Source organism: Pseudomonas sp. HPB0071, from assembly GCF_000478505.2.
GTDB lineage: Bacteria > Pseudomonadota > Gammaproteobacteria > Pseudomonadales > Pseudomonadaceae > Chryseomonas > Chryseomonas luteola.
In genome coordinates this window covers 2,452,478-2,472,868 of the sequence record NZ_KI517367.1, presented here as the reverse complement: position 1 = coordinate 2,472,868, position 20,391 = coordinate 2,452,478, and the positions used below count along the sequence as shown (strand labels likewise).

At 56.6% G+C, this 20,391-nt stretch carries 18 protein-coding genes; 8 read left to right on the top strand and 10 right to left on the bottom strand.

The features are described from left to right. Nucleotides 1-2: 2 nt before the first annotated feature. Nucleotides 3-1,730, bottom strand: a complete 1,728-nt coding sequence (locus tag HMPREF1487_RS11635) for an acetolactate synthase 3 large subunit (protein WP_010796848.1) — start codon at nucleotides 1,728-1,730, stop codon at nucleotides 3-5. A gap of 387 nt (nucleotides 1,731-2,117) precedes the next feature. Between HMPREF1487_RS11635 and HMPREF1487_RS11630 the strand changes: the two genes are divergently transcribed. Further along, nucleotides 2,118-2,567: a DUF4124 domain-containing protein gene (locus HMPREF1487_RS11630; protein WP_010796846.1), complete on the top strand. Its 450-nt coding sequence runs from the start codon at nucleotides 2,118-2,120 to the stop codon at nucleotides 2,565-2,567. Between the two features lie 3 nt (nucleotides 2,568-2,570). Here HMPREF1487_RS11630 and HMPREF1487_RS11625 read toward each other — a convergent pair whose 3' ends face one another. From HMPREF1487_RS11625 to mrcB, 3 genes are read right to left on the bottom strand one after another with little or no spacing between them, the layout of a single operon-like run. Continuing rightward, a complete protein-coding gene (locus HMPREF1487_RS11625; RefSeq protein ID WP_010796845.1) occupies nucleotides 2,571-2,897 on the bottom strand; it encodes a YqcC family protein in 327 nt (108 codons plus the stop codon). After that, nucleotides 2,897-3,637 (bottom strand): tetratricopeptide repeat protein, encoded by a 741-nt coding sequence (locus HMPREF1487_RS11620; protein WP_010796844.1) that lies wholly within the window; start codon nucleotides 3,635-3,637, stop codon nucleotides 2,897-2,899. Before HMPREF1487_RS11620 ends, HMPREF1487_RS11625 begins: the two co-directional genes overlap by 1 nt. Before the next feature lie 11 nt (nucleotides 3,638-3,648). Beyond that, nucleotides 3,649-5,970, bottom strand: coding sequence for a penicillin-binding protein 1B (gene mrcB, locus HMPREF1487_RS11615; protein WP_010796843.1), 2,322 nt, complete (start codon nucleotides 5,968-5,970; stop codon nucleotides 3,649-3,651). Between the two features lie 117 nt (nucleotides 5,971-6,087). Here mrcB and HMPREF1487_RS11610 point away from each other — a divergent pair, with 117 nt between their 5' ends. The 3 genes from HMPREF1487_RS11610 to HMPREF1487_RS11600 all read left to right on the top strand — a co-directional run bounded on the left by HMPREF1487_RS11610 (nucleotide 6,088) and on the right by HMPREF1487_RS11600 (nucleotide 8,905). Next, a complete protein-coding gene (locus tag HMPREF1487_RS11610) occupies nucleotides 6,088-7,629 on the top strand; it encodes a bifunctional aminoglycoside phosphotransferase/ATP-binding protein (RefSeq protein ID WP_010796842.1) in 1,542 nt (513 codons plus the stop codon). 115 nt (nucleotides 7,630-7,744) lie between these two features. After that, nucleotides 7,745-8,032: a TfoX/Sxy family protein gene (locus HMPREF1487_RS11605; RefSeq protein ID WP_010796841.1), complete on the top strand. Its 288-nt coding sequence runs from the start codon at nucleotides 7,745-7,747 to the stop codon at nucleotides 8,030-8,032. A 75-nt stretch (nucleotides 8,033-8,107) separates the two neighbouring features. Beyond that, entirely contained in the window at nucleotides 8,108-8,905 is a 798-nt protein-coding gene (locus HMPREF1487_RS11600) for a Crp/Fnr family transcriptional regulator (protein WP_010796840.1), read from the top strand. A 236-nt stretch (nucleotides 8,906-9,141) separates the two neighbouring features. Here HMPREF1487_RS11600 and deoA read toward each other — a convergent pair whose 3' ends face one another. The 6 genes from deoA to HMPREF1487_RS11570 all read right to left on the bottom strand — a co-directional run bounded on the left by deoA (nucleotide 9,142) and on the right by HMPREF1487_RS11570 (nucleotide 15,531). Next, complete coding sequence (gene deoA, locus HMPREF1487_RS11595; protein WP_010796839.1) at nucleotides 9,142-10,449, bottom strand: thymidine phosphorylase; 1,308 nt, start codon at nucleotides 10,447-10,449, stop codon at nucleotides 9,142-9,144. Between the two features lie 69 nt (nucleotides 10,450-10,518). Beyond that, on the bottom strand, nucleotides 10,519-11,784 hold the full coding sequence (locus tag HMPREF1487_RS11590; protein ID WP_010796838.1) for a NupC/NupG family nucleoside CNT transporter: 1,266 nt from the start codon (nucleotides 11,782-11,784) through the stop codon (nucleotides 10,519-10,521). Nucleotides 11,785-11,850: 66 nt separating this feature from the next. After that, nucleotides 11,851-12,264 (bottom strand): cytidine deaminase, encoded by a 414-nt coding sequence (locus HMPREF1487_RS11585; protein WP_010796837.1) that lies wholly within the window; start codon nucleotides 12,262-12,264, stop codon nucleotides 11,851-11,853. A gap of 59 nt (nucleotides 12,265-12,323) precedes the next feature. After that, nucleotides 12,324-13,262: a nucleoside-specific channel-forming protein Tsx gene (locus HMPREF1487_RS11580; RefSeq protein WP_037030719.1), complete on the bottom strand. Its 939-nt coding sequence runs from the start codon at nucleotides 13,260-13,262 to the stop codon at nucleotides 12,324-12,326. Between the two features lie 367 nt (nucleotides 13,263-13,629). Further along, entirely contained in the window at nucleotides 13,630-14,337 is a 708-nt protein-coding gene (gene sfsA / locus HMPREF1487_RS11575; RefSeq protein WP_010796835.1) for a DNA/RNA nuclease SfsA, read from the bottom strand. A gap of 21 nt (nucleotides 14,338-14,358) precedes the next feature. Next, on the bottom strand, nucleotides 14,359-15,531 hold the full coding sequence (locus HMPREF1487_RS11570; RefSeq protein WP_010796834.1) for a pyridoxal phosphate-dependent aminotransferase: 1,173 nt from the start codon (nucleotides 15,529-15,531) through the stop codon (nucleotides 14,359-14,361). 238 nt (nucleotides 15,532-15,769) lie between these two features. Here HMPREF1487_RS11570 and dksA point away from each other — a divergent pair, with 238 nt between their 5' ends. The 4 genes from dksA (at nucleotide 15,770) to HMPREF1487_RS11550 (ending at nucleotide 20,379) form a co-directional block, all read left to right on the top strand. Next, a complete protein-coding gene (gene dksA, locus HMPREF1487_RS11565; RefSeq protein WP_010796833.1) occupies nucleotides 15,770-16,213 on the top strand; it encodes an RNA polymerase-binding protein DksA in 444 nt (147 codons plus the stop codon). A gap of 57 nt (nucleotides 16,214-16,270) precedes the next feature. After that, a complete protein-coding gene (gluQRS, locus tag HMPREF1487_RS11560; protein WP_010796832.1) occupies nucleotides 16,271-17,158 on the top strand; it encodes a tRNA glutamyl-Q(34) synthetase GluQRS in 888 nt (295 codons plus the stop codon). A gap of 103 nt (nucleotides 17,159-17,261) precedes the next feature. After that, nucleotides 17,262-17,438, top strand: coding sequence for a hypothetical protein (locus HMPREF1487_RS27325; RefSeq protein WP_010796831.1), 177 nt, complete (start codon nucleotides 17,262-17,264; stop codon nucleotides 17,436-17,438). After that, nucleotides 17,422-20,379, top strand: coding sequence for a sensor histidine kinase (locus HMPREF1487_RS11550; RefSeq protein ID WP_010796830.1), 2,958 nt, complete (start codon nucleotides 17,422-17,424; stop codon nucleotides 20,377-20,379). The genes HMPREF1487_RS27325 and HMPREF1487_RS11550 overlap by 17 nt, the downstream gene beginning before the upstream one ends. Nucleotides 20,380-20,391 lie beyond the last annotated feature (12 nt).

The window sequence follows — 20,391 nt, the reverse complement described above, 5'->3', positions numbered from 1 at the left end:
GATTAAGTCCGCTCCGTCTTGCTCAGCCACATTTCGCGCATCGACCCATCTTTAATCTGCATCGGATAGACGTGCTCGCTGGTATCGACCTGAATATCCAGGAAGACCAGACGGTCCTTCATGGCAAAGGCCTCTTCCATCATGGGCTTGAGATCAGCCAGACGCGTGATGCGCATACCGGCATGCCCGTATGCCTCAGCCACCTTGACGAAGTCAGGGAGCGATTCCATATAGGAATGCGAGTAACGGCTGTTGTACTGCATGTCTTGCCACTGGCGAACCATGCCCAGGGCCTGGTTGTTCAGCGTAATGATCTTGACGGGAAGGTCATACTGCAAACAGGTGGACAGCTCCTGAATATTCATCTGGATACTGCCCTCGCCTGTTACACAAGCGACGTCGACGTCGGGGAAGTTCAGCTTGACGCCCATCGCCGCTGGCAGGCCGAACCCCATGGTGCCCAGGCCTCCGGAGTTGATCCAGCGGTTTGGCTTGTCATACAGATAGTACTGTGCAGCGAACATCTGATGCTGACCTACGTCAGAAGTGATGAACGCATCTCCATGGGTTACTTCGTAAAGCGTCTCGATCACCGTCTGCGGCTTGATGATGCTTCCATCCCCCTTGTCATAGGGGAACAGGCCGCCCTGCGAGCTGCGCCATTCCTCAATCTGCTTCCACCAATTGGCCTGAGCTTCTGCCGCGGGTTTCTCGCCAATTTCCTTGAGGATGGCAACCATTTCCGTCAGAACGCTATCGACAGGTCCAACAATCGGAACATCCGCCTTGATCATTTTGGAGATGGAGGCCGGATCGATATCGACGTGAATGATCTTGGCATTGGGGCAGAAACGTTTGGCGCCATTGATGACGCGATCATCAAAGCGGGCACCTACTGCCAGGATGACATCGCTATGGTGCATTGCCAGGTTGGCTGTGTAACTGCCGTGCATACCTAGCATACCCAGGAACTGACGATCGCTGCCTGGAAAACCGCCCAGCCCCATCAACGTGTTGGTAACTGGCAGGTTGAGCATCTTGGCAAGCTCGGTCAGCTGGGCTGCACCGTTCCCCATGATGACGCCGCCGCCCGAATACAGGATAGGCCGCTTGGCCGCCAACAGCATTTCAGCGGCCTTGCGAATCTGTCCTGAATGGCCACGAACAGCCGGATTATAGGAACGCAGCTTGACCTTTTTGGGGTATACGTATTCGAACTTCTCCGTGGGGCTGGTCATATCCTTCGGGATATCAACCACAACCGGCCCGGGACGACCCGACTCCGCCAGATAGAAGGCCTTTTTCATGACCTCTGGAATTTCAGAGGGGTGCTTGATCATGAAGCTGTGTTTAACGATAGGCCGGGAAATCCCCACCATGTCGACTTCCTGGAACGCATCGGAGCCGATCATGTTGCTGCCAACCTGCCCAGACAGGATTACCATCGGAATGGAATCCATATACGCCGTAGCGATACCTGTAATGGCGTTGGTGGCACCGGGGCCTGACGTTACCAGAACGACGCCTGCCTTTCCGGTCGCACGCGCATAGCCGTCTGCCATATGCGTGGCTGACTGCTCATGGCGAACAAGAATATGGGTTACTTCTTTTTCTTTAAAGAGGGCATCGTAGATGTGCAGCAGGGCACCACCAGGATACCCATAAATGTATTTAACGCCTTCGTCACGCAAAAAACGGACGACCATTTCAGCGCCGGATAAGAGCTCCACGTTTCACCTCTCAACGCAATACGAGCGCCCACGAGTGGGCTTTCGGGGTTCGATCGACTGCAAGGCAGAGCATGGGCGACGGTGATCGCCGACGGGACAGCTGCCAAGAAAGCCGTGTTGGAAGAGCTCTAGAGTTACCGAGTTCCTCCACCCAGCGCGAGGTAACGCGTTACGGGTATGACTGCGGCGGCGCGGGTAGGCACCTCATGGTCTGCCGAGAAGCTAGCTTTGGGCCGGCTTTCTACAGCGAACTTTGGATTCTTCGCATTCAGCCGGTGCAAGTCAAGCCGTCTATGCACTTAATTTATGCACAGATCGAAGTCTCATTTTTTAGAGGCAAGTTTCGCTATAGTAGAGCGCTCTAACCCTTACGCTAAAGGATTCAACATGTGGCGTACGTTTTTAGCCATTAGCAGTGCCTTTGTCTTGATGGGCTCCGTTCACGCCGCTCAGGTCTACAAGTGGGTCGATGCCCAAGGCGTCACCCACTTCAGCGCGCAACCGCCTGCTGACCGCAGTGCAGATGAAATGAAGGTAAAACCGGCACCCAGTCTTTCAGGCCAGGCCAACACACCGGGAGCCGGGAATGGTACGGGCGACGCCGTAAACAACGCAGAACAGCGCTCTATCGAGCAGAAGGTTCAGCAAGACGTCAGAGAACAAGAAAAGAAGCGTGAGGAGTACTGCAAGGCTGCGCGAACCAACCTGGCACAGCTGCGCAGTAATCCTCGGGTCATGATCGAAGAGGGTCGGGGACAAATGAGACGGCTCACCGAGGAAGAACGCCAGCAGCGTATCAGCGAAGCCGAATTCTCGATCAATCAGAACTGCAATTAAGCCTTAGCGATGTTCGATCAGACGATCGAACTCGCCCAGCGCCTCCAAAAGCGTTGCCACGTTGCGCATGTCGTTTTGATAGACCACTTCCGCCATAGGACGGATGCCTGAGCGTCCAGGTAACCCGCTGTCCGACTCAATGATGACCTTCATCCGTGGTAGAAAAATCCACTGAAGCCATTGCGCAAAGCTCAACGTGTCTACACAGAACGGCTCTTGGCTGGCCAGATCCTGATCGCTGGGTGGCACGCTTTCCCACCATCCCAGTACACGCAACTCTCGCTCGATCAGAAGCAATTGCTCCGCCAGATCAGACAGGCGAGCATCCATCAGGCACCCACCTTGGCACGCTGACGTGCTGTAGCCGCACCCGCGGCATCGCCTTGGCGTTCGCGCGATTGAGCGATTAATTCCCACAGACTGGCTTGCAGGGCAGGACGGCCATTGGCGTACGTCAGTCCACGTCGAGCCAGCTGCTCAGCCTGCGCGGCATCGCCTTGGGCCAAGCGGACTTCAGCCAGCCGATATAGCACTTGCGGCTCGCGAGGCGCGATGCGCATGGCACGCTCCAAGCTTGAGGAAGCTCCGTTAAGATCGCCGCCGCCCTGCTGTTGCTGTGCTGTTGTCAGCAAGGCCAATACGGGACCATCGAGCTGCTCATCGGCCGACAGCGCACTACTACGGCCGGAAGGAATTCCCGTAGGCGCGCTGGGTGCCGGCTGGGGCGCTGAGTAGCTGTCATACCCCTGAGCAGCTGGCGCACCGGTAGAGGGTCCCACCGTTATAGGCCCCGTCGAAATAGGCGCTGTAGCCGGAGCTGCCGCAAAGGTCTGGATGGGCGCCGGATTATCACCGGGCACCATCACCGTTACACCGCCATCCTGCTGCTGTGGCGCCTGGGCAGCCATAGGCGGCAGTGAATTAGTCGGCATGCGACCGCCACTACGCGCCAGCTCCTGATTGGAAACAGGCGTGCTTGAATCCACAACCGGAATAGCACCTTGCTGTGGCGTGGCACAACCAGCCAGAACTACCGTAGCGGCCAGTGCCGCCCATACCGCTTTAGTCACGTTCTACCCTCTTAATTCAACCAACCGCGGACCCAGTCCATGACAGAGTCGGAAGGGTTCTGTCCACCACATGCCGGCCCAGGGGGCGGCTCACTTCCCTGAATATAGGGCATTTGGACCGCGCCGGGGCAATTTGGATCGGTCCCCTGCCCTGTGGCCGGATTAACCCATGCCTGAACAACATTATCGGGCAGCGGAAGGTCCAGCGAGGTTGGCTTGGCACGCTTCATGAATCCGGTCCATACCTGCAGGGCTCCTGTCGCGCCGGTCAACGGCGTCTTGCCATTGTCATCACGACCCAGCCAGACTACGGCAAGCAAGTCCTGACTGAAGCCCGAGAACCAACTGTCTCGTGAATCGTTGGTCGTACCGGTCTTGCCCGCCAGATTCAAGGATGAAGGCAGCTGGTTATAGACCGAGCGAGCTGTGCCCTCGCGCACGACACGCTGCATCGCGTATTGGGTCAGGTAAATAGCCCCCGGATCGAAACGCTGCTGAATCTGGAACGGATAACGCTTGAGCGGCTCACCGTCAGATGCCAGAACGCTACGAATGCTACGCAGCGGTGTATTGAACCCGCCATTGGCCAGCGTCTGATACATGGTGGCGACTTCCATGGGAGTCAACGCACCAGCACCCAGAAGCGTTGAAGGATAAGGCGGCAACGAGCGACTCACCCCCAGACGCTCGATGGTCTTGAGCACCTCAGGCACGCCCAGATCCAGGCCCAGCCGGGCAGTAGACAGGTTGTAGGAATGAGCCAGTCCCTGATACAGGAAAATCGTCCCGTGGGAATCACGTTCGTAATTTTGCGGACGCCAAACCTGACCATCACCGGTCTTAACGGAGAACGGTTCGTCCTTGATGAACGTGGTCAGGGTGTACTGACTCGGCCTTTCCAGTGCTGTCAGGTATACCGCAGGCTTGATGATGGAGCCGACCTGCCGAACTGCATCCAGTGCCCGGTTATAGCCGGCAAAGCGAGGATCACGCCCGCCCAGCAATGCCTGAACTTCACCGGTTTCCGGGTTGGTGACCACCATGGCCGCCTCAATGCCTTCCACACCCTTGCGGCCGTCGAGGCGCTTCAAGGCCTCGGTCATGGAGGTCTCGGCCTTGAGCTGAAGAATTGGATCGAAGCTGGTGAAAATACGCAGCCCTTCACCAGTCAAATCTTCTTCCCGGTAGTCTTGTTGGAGCTGACGCTTAACCAGATCGATGAAGGCGGGATAGGAGCTGTTTGTCAGCGAGCCTGCCTTACTGATCCCCAAGGGCCGCTGCTTGGCCGCTTCCGCATCTTCCTTTGTAACCGCACCCTGTTCGGCCATCAGGTCGATGACCAGATTACGACGAGCCAGGGCACGCTCCGGATAACGCCGCGGATTGTAGTAGGAAGGTCCTTTTACCATTCCTACCAGCAGAGCGACCTGGTGCAGTTTAAGCTCGGACAACGGCTGGCTAAAGAAATACTGACTGGCCAGACCGAAACCATGAATGGCGCGGGTGCCATCCTGCCCCAGGAAAACCTCATTGAGGTAGGCCTGAAGGATTTCGTTCTTGTCGTAATGCAGCTCCAGCAATACCGCCATCAGGGCTTCGGTAAGCTTACGCGTCAGACTGCGCTCACTGGAGAGGTAGAAGTTCTTGACCAACTGCTGAGTCAGCGTACTGCCGCCCTGACGCAACTGCCCTGTGGTGACGTTGATCCAGGCGGCTCGCCCAATCGACTTTAGCGAAACACCATGGTGATCCCAGAACTCACGGTCTTCGACCGAGACCAGTCCATTGATAAGTGCAGGCGGAACCTGATCCAGCTTAACGAGGATTCGGTCTTCGTTGTGGGCGGGGTATATTCCGCCGATCAGCAGAGGCTCAAGACGCGCCACAGCCAGATCTGAGCCGTCCTTGCTACTTAGCCCCGAGACAAAATCGCCAGAGAAGTTCACCTTGATCGAGCGAGGAGGTTCCTCACCCTCGTAAAACTGAAAGCCTCGGGTATCCAGCTCAACGCTGGAGCCTGCTACCGAGACGTCACCCGGCCCCTGAATGGCTTTTTCACGGCGATAGCCTAGTGCATCAAGCTCGGTCAGGAAGTCATCCTTGCTGAGCTTAAGCCCTGTAAACAGCTCAAGCGGCCGTGCATATACCTTGGCAGGAACCATCCAGCGCTTGCCGGAAAATTTCTCCTGCACGATAGCGTCGAGATAAATGGAAAATCCCGCAAGGACGACCAAGCCCACCAGGCCTAATTTAAGAGCCCAGCCGGACAGGGAGCGCCAGTTGAAGAATTGGCGGGACGGTTTTTTTGAGCGAGAGGATCGGGTGCGTTTCATGGCGGCGCATTATACGCACTTTGCTTCTAGCGGGCAGACGCCAGCCAGCGGTTTGCAGGGTCACTCACAGCGGCCATAATGGCGATCACTTTTTCATGGCTACGCTAAGGACCGCTTGTGAGTCAGACCCTGATCGCTGCGCTGCAGAACCCGGCCCTCTATCCGCACCCGGTTACCGCGTTCAATGTTATCGAGACGCATATTTCCTGGGTTGTTCTGACAGGGGAGTATGCCTACAAGATCAAGAAGCCGGTGAACTTCGGCTTTCTTGACTTTACTGACCTGAAAGCCAGAGAGCATTTCTGTAGCGAGGAACTACGCCTCAACCAACGCCTGACGAAAGGACTGTATCTGGATGTCGTTCCCATTACAGGCCGTCCGGAGGCACCCCAGATAAGTGGCGAAGGTCCGGTTATTGAATATGCCATCAAGATGCGCGAGTTTCCTCAGAGTCAGCTATTAAGCGAGATTGAAAAGCGCGGCGAACTCACCGAGCAGCATATTGATGCACTGGCCGAGCAGATTGCGCGCTTCCATTTGAGCGCACCGGTTGTCGATGCTTCAAACGAACTGGGGTCGCCCGATGCGGTGATGGCACCTGTGCGTCAGAACTTCGAGCAGATCCGCCCGATGCTTGAGCATGCACAAGACCTTGCCCAACTGGATCACCTGGAGGCCTGGGCAGAGGAACATTTTGCCCGGCTGCATCCCCTGTTCGAGCGGCGCAAGGCGGAGGGTTTCATTCGTGAATGCCATGGCGACATCTACCTTGCCAATGTGACCCAACTGGACGGACAGGTCGTACTCTTTGACTGCATCGAGTTCAACGAGCCTTTCCGTATGACGGATGTGATTGCCGATACCGCCTTCCTGGCGATGGACCTGGAAGACCGCAAGCACAAGACGCTAGCCCGCCGCTTCATCAATGCCTATTTCGAGATGACCGGCGATTATGACGGGCTGCATGTTCTGCCGTTCTATAAGGCTTACCGGGCCATGGTTCGGGCCAAGGTCAACCTCTTCCAGTACGGACAGACCTCCGATCCGGCTCAAAAGGCTGAAATCCTGGCACGCTACCGCAATTATGCGTCTCTGGCAGAAAGTTACTGCGCCATTCCGTACTGCCTGTTGGCCATTACCCATGGCGTATCCGCTGTAGGCAAAAGCAGCGCAGCGCTCAAACTGGTGGAGGCACTGGGCGCGATTCGTATTCGCTCGGATGTCGAGCGCAAGCGGTTGATTCAAGACGCTACGCCTGACGTGCTGTATAGCGCTGAGTCCGGGAAGGCAACCTATGATCGCCTGCATCACCTAGCGGCAGATATCCTTCAGGCCGGCTATCCGGTAGTACTGGATGCAACCTATCTGAAACAGGCCCAGCGCGAAGCAGCTGCTCAGGTGGCAGAAACGGCAGCCGTCCCCTTCCTGATTATCGACTGCCACGCCCCGGATACCGTGATTGCCCAGTGGCTTGCCGAGCGCCAGGCTGAAGGCCGTGATCCGTCTGATGCAACCCTGGCGGTCGTCCAGGCTCAGCAGCAAGGCCGTGAAGCACTGACAGAGCAGGAATTGATCCGAACACGGCATGTTGACATGACCGATCCGACCAACCTGGATGCGCTCGTCAAGGCCATGCAAGACAAGCTACCGGTCAACTGACTGCAGGCTCCACACATCGTTTCCTCCTCCAGCGCCCGGAGAGACCGCTACACTGAAGAGGTACTCAGGCGAGTGCATTCAGTGAGCACTAGGCAAAACGGGCCTGGAGGGCACGATGAGTAATGACTTACTGTTGTTGAAGAATCTCGGCAAGACGTCAGTACTTTGGTTACATGCGGTAGGTATCCGTACGGTAGACGAGTTGCGCAATCGGGGCTCGGCGGGAGCTTACATGGCGGTATGTGCACGCGGTTTTCGTACATCGAAAGTTCTGCTTTATGCCCTGGAGGGCGCTCTGCTCAACATTCACTGGAATGAACTGACACCTCAACACAAGCAGGCCCTACTCGCTCAGGCCAGAGCCTTGGCTCAGGAACACGAGATAGCTCACAAGCTCCGCTGATGAGGATTTACGCCGTCCACCGGCTTGCTTATTGTGCGAGCTATTTCACACCTCTGATATAAAGGATTCAGGGCCATGTATCTCCTTGGCGAGCAGCCTACCTATGCCGACCAGCTGATCAGCCGTCTACAGGGCATTCCGGCGCAGTTGCTCGAAGGACTTTCCCCTTCAGGCGAGCCTATTTCCGTTTACTGCCTGTATGGCTTGAGCGAGCTTGAGCCAGCCAACCATCTTTTTTTGATACAGAAAGGCATGGTGCATGCCTTAGTGGAGGGGCGTCCCCTGTTTTATTTGCAGGAAGGCGACCTGGTTGGCATGAGACAAGGGCTGGACCTTCCCGAGTGCACCTATAAAAGCGACGAGCCCGTCACGCTCATTCCCTATCGGCGCTCGGATGTGTTTCGCCATATCCACAGCAGCGAACAGCGCCAGGAGCTGCTGCTTCAATACCTTATTGGTCAAAACGCGCTGCTTTCCGATGCACTGGTGCGACTCAAGCCCCAGGAAGTACGCCCCAGCACAGGCTTCAAGCAATTTGCCATAGGCGAAGAGTTGATCCGTCAGGGGGATGAGGCTGACCACGTCTTCATTATTATCGAAGGCCACGCCGAGGCGCGGGTCAATGATCAGAAGGTAGGCGATGTGTGCAAAGACGAAATCTTTGGCGCCATGGCGGTTTTCACCCAGGAGAAACGCAGTGCGACTGTAGTAGCGACAGAGCCCTGCACAGTGATGATCATTCCCAAGGATCAGTTCTTAAGCCTGATGTACAGCACGCCCCGTATCGCTCACAACCTTATTGAGAATATGGCTCGCCGCATCGATCTGCTCAATAAGGAAGTCACGCAGTTGCGCCAGCAGCTCAAATCATAAGCCTGCTTCCTATTTGAGAATAAGAAATATTCTCGAATAGCTTGACACAGAAATGAGAATAGCTATTATTTGAATCAGCTGGTCGCGAGACTGGCTCTGATAACTGAGAGACTAGCAGGTCGGCCTTTCAGGTTATCTCCTCATCAGGCTAATCACGGTTTCGACCCGGCTCTGCCGGGTCTTTTTTTGTCTGGAGAAAAGCGACTGCGCTGAGTGCGTAACTGGTTATCCAGCCTTCAGATGTACTCGTGAATCAGTCTGCCGGGCACAGGGCTCTCCATTCCCAAGCGGTAGGCACGCTTGATCGAGACAGCTGCTTCCTGGGCTTTGTCCTTATTGGCAGCATGAACCCAGCAGAGAGGTTTCTGCTCGTCTACGGCCTCGCCCACAAAAGCCAGCTCACTTAAACCAACCGACAGATCGATCTGATCGGCCGGGTGCTGACGACCGCCACCCAGGACTACAACTGCCAGGCCTACCGAACGTGTATCGATGGACACCACACGTCCCGGTCGCTCACTGAAAACAGGCATGACGACAGGCGCTTGCTGTAGATACCGCTCCGGTGCTTTGGTCAGGTTAACCGGGCCGCCCAGCGCGGCCACCATACGAGCGAAACACTCTAGGGCGGAACCGTCTCTCCAGACCCCGAGCAATTGTTCATGGGCCTGGACTATTGTATTGGCCTGCCCTGCCAAAACCAGGGCCTGTGCAGCCAAGGCCATTGTTACCTCCCAAAGTCGCTGACTACGGATCTCGCCTTTGAGAAGCGCGATAGCCTCAGCCACTTCCAGGGAGTTTCCCGCACTGCGTGCCAGCGGCTGGTTCATATCGGTAACCAATGCCCGGGTTTTGACACCTGCCCCGTTGGCTACCGCGACAATGCTCTGTGCCAGCGCTTGCGCCTGGCTAGTCTCTGCCATGAAGGCACCGTTACCCATCTTGACGTCCATGACCAGAACATCCAGTCCTGCCGCCAGCTTCTTGGCCAGGATCGACCCGGTAATAAGATCAATGGACTCAACCGTACCGGTCACATCGCGAATGGCATAAAGCCGTTTATCCGCCGGTGCCAAGTCAGCGGTCTGCCCAATGATGGCGCAGCCCACTTCAGCTACGACTCGCCTCAACTGTTCAGGCGATGGCTGGCAGTTATAACCGGGAATACTGTCCAGCTTGTCCAGCGTACCGCCGGTATGGCCCAAGCCGCGACCTGAGATCATCGGCACGTAACAGCCACAAGCTGCCAGCAATGGCGCAAGAACGAGGCTTACCACATCACCCACACCGCCGGTGGAGTGCTTGTCGACTACAGGACCGGGCAGGATCCAGGAGAGCGTTTGTCCCGAATCGCGCATGGCAGTCGTAAGGAAAATGCGCTCGTCGACCGTCATGCCCTTGAGAAAAACAGCCATGGCGAACGCCGCGATCTGGCCTTCGCTGAGGGTTCCGTCCGTTATTCCTGCAACGAAACGCTTGATATCCGAGCGCTCCAGTACCAAGCCGTCACGCTTGCGACGAATCACTTCCTGAGCCAACCACATCCTGGCAGTCCTCCGGGCTAATCCACCATCACGAGGTAGGCGCAGCATATAACTACCGCGCCGCCTGGTTCATATCGAGATGAAAAATCCCACAATCGCTGCGCTCATGAAGTTGGAAAGCGTCCCGCCAATCATGGCGCGCAGTCCAAGCCGTGCCAGTTCAGAGCGGCGTTGCGGAGCAATGGAACTCAAGCCACCCAATTGAATGGCAATGGATGCCAAATTGGCGAAGCCGCACAAAGCAAAAGTCACAATGATTTGTGTATGGGTAGACAAGACCTGCACGCCTGCAGCAGCCGCCTTGGCAGGATCCATATAGTTGGCAAGATCCACATAGGCCACGAACTCATTCAGAACGATTTTCTGGCCGATGAAACCGCCTGCCTGAACCGCTTCATTCCACGGCACGCCGAGGAGAAATGCGACAGGCGCCAGCAGATAACCCAAAATCAGCTGCATCGTGATCTGCGGATAACCCAGCCAACTGCCAGCCCAGCCGAGCAATCCGTTAAGCATGGCAATGAGCGCAATGAACGACAGCAACATTGCGCCTACGGCCACGGCAAGCTTCAAACCCGCCTGAGCGCCTTCTGCGGCAGCATCAATAACGTTGGCTGGCCGATTCTCGCCCTGCCCCAGGTTACCCACGATGGTTTCGTCCCGGGTCGCCTCGGTTTCAGGCTCCATCAGCTTGGCCATAAGCAAGCCTCCCGGTGCGGCCATGAAGCTGGCAGCGATCAGATATTTGAGATCAACACCCAGCCCGGCATAGCCCAGCAATACCGATCCGGCAACGGCTGCAAACCCGCCAACCATCACTGCAAATAACTCTGACCGGGTCATATCGGCGATAAATGGCCGAACGACAAGCGGTACCTCAGACTGACCAATAAAGATGGCCGACGTTACTGCCATCGACTCAATCCGGCTGGTCCCCAGCATCAGCCTCAAGCCCCCTCCGATCAGCCGAATGATCCAACCCATGATCCCCAGGTAGTAGAGTACGGAGATAAAGCTTCCAAAGAAGACAATGACCGGCAGTACTTTGATGGCAAATACAAAGCCGCCATTGCCGAACACCTCGAACATGCGGGCACTGCTCAACCCGCCGAAGAGAAACTCGATGCCCTTGTCCGCATAGAGCTGTAGCGACGAGACGCCACTGGAGATCGATGCCAACACGGTCTGGCCCCAGGGGATATAGAGTGCAAAGGCCCCTAGCGCGACCTGAATGCCAAAGGCACAGAGAACCGTACGCGGCCGGATGGCGCGGCGATGGCTGGATAGCACGACGGCAATAGCGACGAGCACAGCCATCCCGACAAGACTGATCATGGTGTTGTCTCCGAACACAATAGGACCTCAAGCGCCGACTCGAACGCCGGCAAGCCTTCGGTGACGTTAGAAAGAATCAAAGGCGCCCGGAAGCAATTCCTTGAGTGTCCAGACCTTGGTGGCCAACGCGTCGCTACCCTGGCAGATGATCACTGCATCAGGCGCCATAAGTTCGAGCAGGACCTGACGGCAGGCACCGCACGGGCTGATCAGCGGAACCTTGGGAGCATAAACGGCAATTGCCTTGAAGCTGCGTGGAGCAAATCCCTGACTGATGGCCGAAAACAATGCGCTACGCTCGGCACAGTTGGTGAGGCCGTAGGAAATATTTTCGACGTTTACGCCGCGAATTACGCGTCCGTTCTCGGTCAGCAGTGCTGCGCCCACGGGGAACTGAGAATACGGTGAGTAAGTTTGGTCAGCAGCCAGCTTGGCTTCTTCCAACAATTGTTCATGCTCAGTGGCGGCATGCTCGCTCATAAGGAGGTCCTCGCAGATAAAAGGCCGGCACTTTAAACGTTCCAGCCTCGTTTTATGAATCAGAATTGATAACCCACGCCGAAGTAATAGCCCCAACCGTTCGAGCGAGCCCTGAAGGGGCCGTCACCAAAATTCAGTTCGGTGCCATCCTTCCATTGTCCGCCATTATGGAAATAGCGCCCCACTGCCATCAGGCGCAGGTGCGTAAAGGAATACAAAAGGACGTTGGTAGCAACGGTCGCGTTGGCGGTACGAGCAGGGCCTGCCTTGTCATGCAGATCCGAGCCGAAGTCAACGTTGGTAAAGCCGACATATGTTAGGGACGCTCCGTTGTCGAACGTCCCCAAGGGTAGAATGTACTTTAGCTGCGCCCGGTAGCCATCCCAGGAGTTTTCATTGGCAGCGCCATAATTTTCCCACTGACGGCGCACATACAGGTTAGCGGAGAGGTTGAGACGCGTCCCCGTCTCGATATCCGTTCCCAGGCCGCTATAAAGCGTGTTGCCCCGGTTCTCGCGGTTATGACCGTGATCATAAATCCAGTCAAACGCAACATAGAACTCCTTGAAAGGGCCGAACCCCAGCTTGCGACCCAGCAGCTCATCGATGGATACCCGCGGCTCATGCTCCATGAACACGGGAGAGCCTTTATCCCATACACCGCTGTCGTGACTGTTACCGATCCCTAACACCTTGGGGATATCGACATACCCATAGAGCTCGAAAGGCCCTTTACGCCCGAAATATTCATATTCGAGATAGATATCATCGACGGGCCGTGGACCGAAGCTGATGTCCTTGCTACCGATCAGTGTCACGTTCTGGTTATACCAGGAGGACAGATAGGTTCCTTTCTCCGGCGGAGCGACTTCGTAGCTGAGGTCCTCGCCCTGGGCACTCTCCTCTCCTTGCGCAGGTGGCGTCGCTCCAAACACGGGCATGCCAATGCCTGCAGTCAGCGAGACACCTAACAAGACCTTTTGAGTCCGCTTGGTCATAGGTAAACAGGTGAAGAAACGAGAAATAACCGCGTACTCCAATGTTGCACTCCTTCGAAGGGTTACATCACCCGCCAGATTAGGCACAGCAGAAGGCCATAAGCTTTACCCTGTACGGAGTAACCGCATTACAAAAAGGTTACGTATTGATACGTTTGTAAAGTGGGAGGGAGCGTAAGCACGGGATGTGCCAAACCTGACTCGCTGAACAGGATTCAGGCAAGAGCCGCTGCCGGCCCGCATTTTCCCCATGCACACCGGAATCAGTCGGCCTCACATTACTGAATCCATTGGTCGCTGCACCGTCATGACTCATTCGTGCCCTGTGAAGGGCACAACGGCGTGGTCGAGCTCATCCCACCGAGAGTTACATCACGACCTTAAGCCGACGAGTCACCTGTATGGCCTGTGGCGTAACATCAGCACCGTAAGCCAGAATCTCGACTCCGGCCTCCAGCGCCTCGCGCAATGCACGTCCGTAGACAGGATCGATATCATCGGCAGGACGAACCGCCTCGATACCTGTGAGATTGACGCAATACAACAGCACCGCACGCGCGCCCTCACGCGCCAGCGCCGACAATTCACGTAGATGCTTGGCTCCCCGAACCGTAACGGCGTCCGGGAAAGCTGCCACACAGTCCATGTTGTAGCCGAGCGTTACGCTCTTCACCTCGACAAAAACCTCTCCTGAGGGATACGTCAAACGAAAATCCGCCCGGCTATTTTCAGCGCCATAAGCCACCTCACGACGCAACGCGCTAAAGCCGGCAAGTTCTGGAATTGCCCCAGCCAATAGCGCTTCCTCCACCAACCGGTTCGCTCTGCTGGTATTGATGCAGGCGAGCCGCCCGTGAGGCGTCTCTACAAGCTCCCATGTCCCAGGAAGCTTGCGCTTGGGATCATTGGAACGGCTGAACCAGACACGAGCACCCTCTGCCTGACAATTGAGCATTGATCCCGTATTCGGGCAATGAATCGTCAGAGTCTCGCCCGTCACCGTCTCGATATCAGCTAAAAAACGTTTATAACGCCGGATCAAAAGCCCCTCTTCCAGAGGTGGATCAAACTGCATGGACTACTTCCGCTTCGATGATCAGGGACGCCAGGTTTTGAGGCCGCGAGCAATGCGTGTGACGGCCTCCTCCAACCGCGGCAGGCTTTGGGTATAGGCAAAGCGGACATGCTGACCGGCACGGTAGCGTCCGAAGTCGAGCCCCGGAGTAAAGGCTACATGCTCGGTCTCGATAAAGTGCTGGCAAAAAGCATACGCATCACCGCCAAAGGCAGACATATCGGCGTAGAGGTAAAACGCGCCTTCCGGCTCGACCTCAACTTTAAAGCCCAGCGCCCGCAAGGCTGGCAGCAGGAAGTCGCGACGCTGCTGAAACGCTGTACGCCGGGCCTCGAAAATCTCGATCGCGTCTGGCTTGAAACAGGCCAAGGCCGCATGCTGAGCAATCGTGGGTGCGCTGATATAAAGATTTTGTGCGAGCTTCTCGAGCTCTGGAATAGCCTCCGACGGTGCGACAAGCCAGCCCAGGCGCCAGCCGGTCATTCCAAAGTATTTGGAAAAACTGTTCAGAACGAAGGCCTCGTCATCGACTTCCAACACGCTTGCCGCGTCCAACCCATAGGTCAGACCATGGTAGATCTCATCCACTACCAGATGACCGCCTCGCGTGGATAGACTCCTGGAGAGCGCCTCCAACTCATCCCTGTGCAGGACCGTTCCCGTGGGATTGGCAGGCGATGCTACTAGAGCACCTACGCTGTCTTGCGTCCAATGGGCGTCGACGAGCTCGGGCGTCAACTGGTAGCGCGTCTGCGGACCAGCCGGGACCAACTGGGCCGCCCCTTCGATCAGGCGCAGGAAATGGCGATTACAGGGATAACCGGGATCAGCCATCAGCCAGTGCTTGCCCGGGTCGACCAGAAGCGCACTGGTTAGCAGAAGTGCGCCTGAGCCTCCGGGCGTAATCATAATGCGTTCGGGATCAATATTGACGGCATAGCGCTTGGCATAGAATTCGGCAATGGCTTCGCGCAGCTCAGGCAGACCTCGCGCAGCGGTGTAACGGGTATTACCATTCGCCAGCGCCGCCTGCCCAGCCTGGACGATGGGTTCTGCTGTCGTGAAATCCGGCTCGCCGATCTCCAGGTGAATGACATCATGTCCAGCGGCCTGTAACTGATTGGCACGAGCCAGCAGGGCCATGACATGGAAGGGCTCAATGGCACGGCTACGCGCACTAAATGATTTGGTCATGGTCTATCCGAACTTGTTAGAGAGAGGGGATTCTAACCAAGGCTATAAAGACGGCACCAATACATATAACTCGAGCAAGACCCACAAGATATGCCTTGGGGCTTGATAACAAGGACTTCAGGTAGTAGCGCCGCACCAAGGCTTCTGGTAAGTTCGCCCGCTTGCATCCGCGGGGGCCTCTTGCCCAGTAGACGTATCCAGCCTGCGGACAGGATTAGCGAAAGTGAGAGGGTCATCCATGGCGACCGACGAAAAACAGCAAAACACCCCTTTGACCCGTGGCTTCGAACCTTATCAGGAGGAGTCTGGCGAGGAGTACATGAGTGAGCGCATGCGCGCCCATTTCACTAACATCCTGAATAAATGGAAGCAGGAACTGCGGGAAGAAGTAGACCGCACTGTAAGTCACATGAAGGAAGATGCCGGCAGCCATGCCGACCCGGCCGACCGTGCGACCCAGGAAGAAGAGTTCAGCTTCGAGCTACGTACCCGTGATCGTGAGCGCAAGCTGATCAAGAAGATCGACGAGACGCTTCAGCTGATCGAAGACAACGAATACGGCTGGTGCGACTCTTGCGGTATCGAAATAGGTATCCGCCGCCTTGAAGCCCGTCCGACTGCCAGTCTGTGCATCGACTGCAAGACACTGGCGGAAATCAAGGAAAAGCAGATCGGTTCCTGATCGATCAAGGGGCGCTCAGGCGCCCCGCTTGCTTTTTAACGATTGTCATTCCCCACCATGACGACCTCATCCTATATAGGCCGGTTTGCCCCGACACCTAGCGGTTACCTGCATTTCGGGTCACTGGTTGCAGCCGTTGCGTCTTATCTGGACGCCCGTGCCGCAGGAGGGCGCTGGCTTGTACGCATGGAGGATCTCGATCCGCCTCGTGAGGTTCCAGGCGCCCAAACAGCCATTCTCGACACGCTGGAACGCTATGGCTTCGAATGGGATGGCGCCGTAGAGCGGCAAAGTGATCGTCATGATGCCTATGAGGCTACCGTAGCGCGCCTGCTGCATAGCGGCCTGGCCTATGCCTGTACCTGCTCGCGCAAACAGCTGGAAGGCTATGGGGGACTGTATCCAGGCCACTGCCGTAACGCCCAGCATGCCCATGACATGGCCGCGATACGCATCCGGGTTCCTGAGCTCGAATATGCCTTTACCGACAGGGTACAAGGCGAATTCCGCCAGCATCTAGGACGGGACGTAGGCGACTTTATTATCCGTCGGCGTGATGGCTTGTTTGCGTATCAACTCGCCGTGGTACTGGACGATGCCTGGCAGGGCATTACCGATATCGTCCGAGGTGCAGACCTTCTCGACTCCACGCCGCGTCAGCTCTATCTGCAGGAACTGCTGGGCTTTCCCCAGCCTCGCTACCTGCACGTCCCGCTGATCATTCAGCCTGACGGACACAAGCTGGGCAAATCGTACCGCTCCCCGCCTCTTCCGCACGATCAAGCCGGACCGCTACTGCTCAGAGCCCTGCGTGCGCTAGGCCAGCAGCCATCCTCCGAGCTCCATGGCGCCAGTGCCCGAGAGATTCTGACCTGGGGTATACAATCCTGGCAGCCTGCCCGGATACCACATACCCATACACTTGCCGAAGCTGAACTCCGGTAACAACGCAGATTGTCTCAAAACGGATAAGGCAGACCTGCGTTAACGGATGCAGGCCCCCCGTCCATCGGCTACCATCGAGCCAAGGCCTATTTGAGAATGCAGTATGTATATCTACCGGTTGGTCCTGCTCCTGGTTGTGGGCATCTACCTGTTTTCCCCTGCCATCATGGATTGGTGGATCGACCCGACTGGTGCCTGGTATCGCCCTTACCTGCTCTGGCTGATTCTGATCGTGGTTACTTTTATTCTTCAGAGCCAACGCGATGCCGATGAGCTTTAGTATTTCCCAACTGCTTGCCATTAGCGCAGGTTATCTGCTGATTTTCTTTGGCGTAGCCTGGATGACCGAGCGAGGCTGGGTCCCCCGCCGCCTGGTCAGACATCCGATCATCTATACCCTGTCGTTAGGTGTCTATACCAGTGCCTGGGCCTTTTATGGAACGGTTGGCCTGGCTTATGACTATGGGTACGGCTTTCTTTCCTATTATCTGGGTCTATGTGGCGCATTTCTGCTGGCGCCTGTGCTGCTCTACCCCATTCTGCGGCTGACCCGTGTCTATCAGCTGTCTTCACTGGCAGACCTTTTCGCCTTTCGCTTTCGAAGTACCTGGGCAGGCGCACTCACGGCCCTGCTGATGGTGGTTGCCGTTCTGCCATTATTGGCCCTTCAGATCCAGGCGGTCGCTACCAGCACCGGCATTCTGATCAGCGCACCGGCACAGGACGGCCCGGCACTGGCCTTCTGCTTTCTGATTACGCTGTTCGCCATGCTGTTTGGCGCGCGACAGATTACCGCTCGCGAACGTCATGAAGGACTCGTGGTAGCGATTGCTTTCGAATCGCTGGTCAAGCTCATCGCGCTAGGTGCTGTTGGCCTGGTAACGCTCTATACCGTGTTCGATGGTCCCTCTGGGCTTGAAACCTGGCTGACCCAGAATCAGACAGCACTTTCCACACTGCATACACCCTTGCAGGAAGGCCCCTGGCGGATCCTGCTCCTTGTCTTTTTTGCGGCGGCCATCGTGATGCCACACATGTATCACATGGCGTTCACGGAAAATCTGAGCCCCCGTGCCCTTGTCAGCGCCAGCTGGGGCCTTCCGTTATTCCTGTTATTGATGAGCCTGGCTATTCCACCGATTCTCTGGGGCGGTCTTGCTCTTGGAGCGCCCACGAGCCCGGAATATTTCACATTGGGTGTGGGCATGGCGCTGGATAAACCGCTGCTGGCGCTGGTAGCGTTTGTAGGAGGCCTGTCCGCCGCCAGCGGCGTGATCATCGTGATGACCATGGCCTTGTCTGGCATGGTGCTCAACCACCTGGTGCTGCCCCTGTATCAGCCACCTACCGATGGCAATATCTATCGCTGGTTACGCTGGACGCGCCGCGGATTGATTGCAGCCATCATCATGGCCGCCTATGGGTTCTACCGTCTGATCGGTAATCATAGCGACCTGTCGAGCCTTGGCATTGTTGCCTTTGTGGGCACGGTGCAGTTTCTACCAGGCGCATTATCTGTTCTCTACTGGCAGACCGCCAATCACCGCGGCTTCATCGCAGGCCTTCTGACCGGCATGGGCCTGTGGACGCTGACCATGCTGCTGCCGGCGCTTGGCTTCATGAAAGGCTTCGAAGTCGGTCCTTTCTCCTACTACATCGATGCCACCAACTGGCACTTGGCAGCCCTGGCGTCACTGGCCGCTAACGTTCTGGTGTTTGCACTGGTCTCTCTGTTCACCGAAGCCAGCGATGAGGAAAAAAGCGCGGCGGAAGCCTGTGCGGTAGACAATGTCAGACGGCCCCAGCGACGGGAGCTGATTGCCGCCTCGCCCCAGGAGTTCGCTACTCAGCTGGCCAAGCCCCTGGGTGCCAAGACCGCCCAGAAGGAAGTAGAGCGCGCCCTCAGCGATCTGCTGCTTCCCTTCGACGAGCGCCGCCCGTACGCGCTACGTCGGCTCAGAGACCGTATCGAGGCCAACCTGTCAGGCCTGATGGGGCCACGGGTCGCCCAGGATATCGTCGAAACGTTCCTGCCTTACAAGGAAGGCAGCGAGGCCTATGTCACCGAAGACATCCATTTTATTGAAAGCCGTCTGGAAGATTATCAGTCCCGTCTTACAGGTCTTGCAGCCGAACTGGACGCATTGCGTCGTTACCACCGGCAAACCCTGCAGGAACTGCCCATGGGTGTTTGCGCGCTAGCCCAGGACTGCGAGATCCTGATGTGGAACCGGGCCATGGAGCGGCTGACAAACATCGACTCAGTGCAAGTTGTAGGCTCGCGCCTTTCGGCACTACCTGAGCCCTGGAAAGCCCTGTTCGAACGCTTTCTCCGCTCTCCCGACCAGCATCTATACAAACAGCGCCTGGCACTCGACAGCAACCAGCGCTGGCTCAATTTGCACAAGGCGGCCATCGACGAGCCCCTTGCCCCCGGTAACAGCGGCAACGTTCTGGTCGTGGAAGACATCAGTGAGACCCAGCTGCTCGAAGATCGACTGATTCACTCCGAGCGCCTCGCCTCTATTGGCCGCCTCGCAGCAGGAGTCGCCCACGAGATTGGTAATCCGGTTACCGGTATTGCCTGCCTGGCACAGATCCTTCAGGAAGAACGCGAAGCGGATGCAGAAATTCAGGAGATTAGCGGACAGATCGTCGAGCAGACACGCCGCATCACCCGCATCGTTCAATCGCTGATGAGCTTTGCCCATGCCGGTGGTCGGCAACATGACCCAGAGCCGGTCAGACTGTTAGATACTGCACAAGAAGCCATCTCGCTGTTGTCGCTTAACCGCCGCAGCGTCGATGTCGAGTTCCAGAACCTGTGCGATCCGGAGCACTGGGTCAAAGGCGACCCGCAGCGGCTTGCTCAGGTATTGATCAATCTATTGTCCAATGCTCGCGATGCCTCGCCACCCACCGGCACGATTAAGGTGCGTAGCGAAGCCCGTGGGCAGACGGTAACGCTTATCGTCGAGGACGAAGGCTCCGGCATCCCAAAAGCCATAATCAGCCGTCTTTTCGAGCCCTTCTTTACAACCAAAGACCCTGGTAAAGGGACGGGACTTGGCCTTGCTCTGGTCTATTCCATCGTGGAAGAGCATTATGGAGACATAATGATCGACAGCCCGATCGACCTTGTGCAAGGCCGCGGTACGCGTATACGTGTGAATTTGCCGCGTCATTTTGAACAACCTGATCGAGCCGTAACCGGAACGTAGAGCGGAAACGAG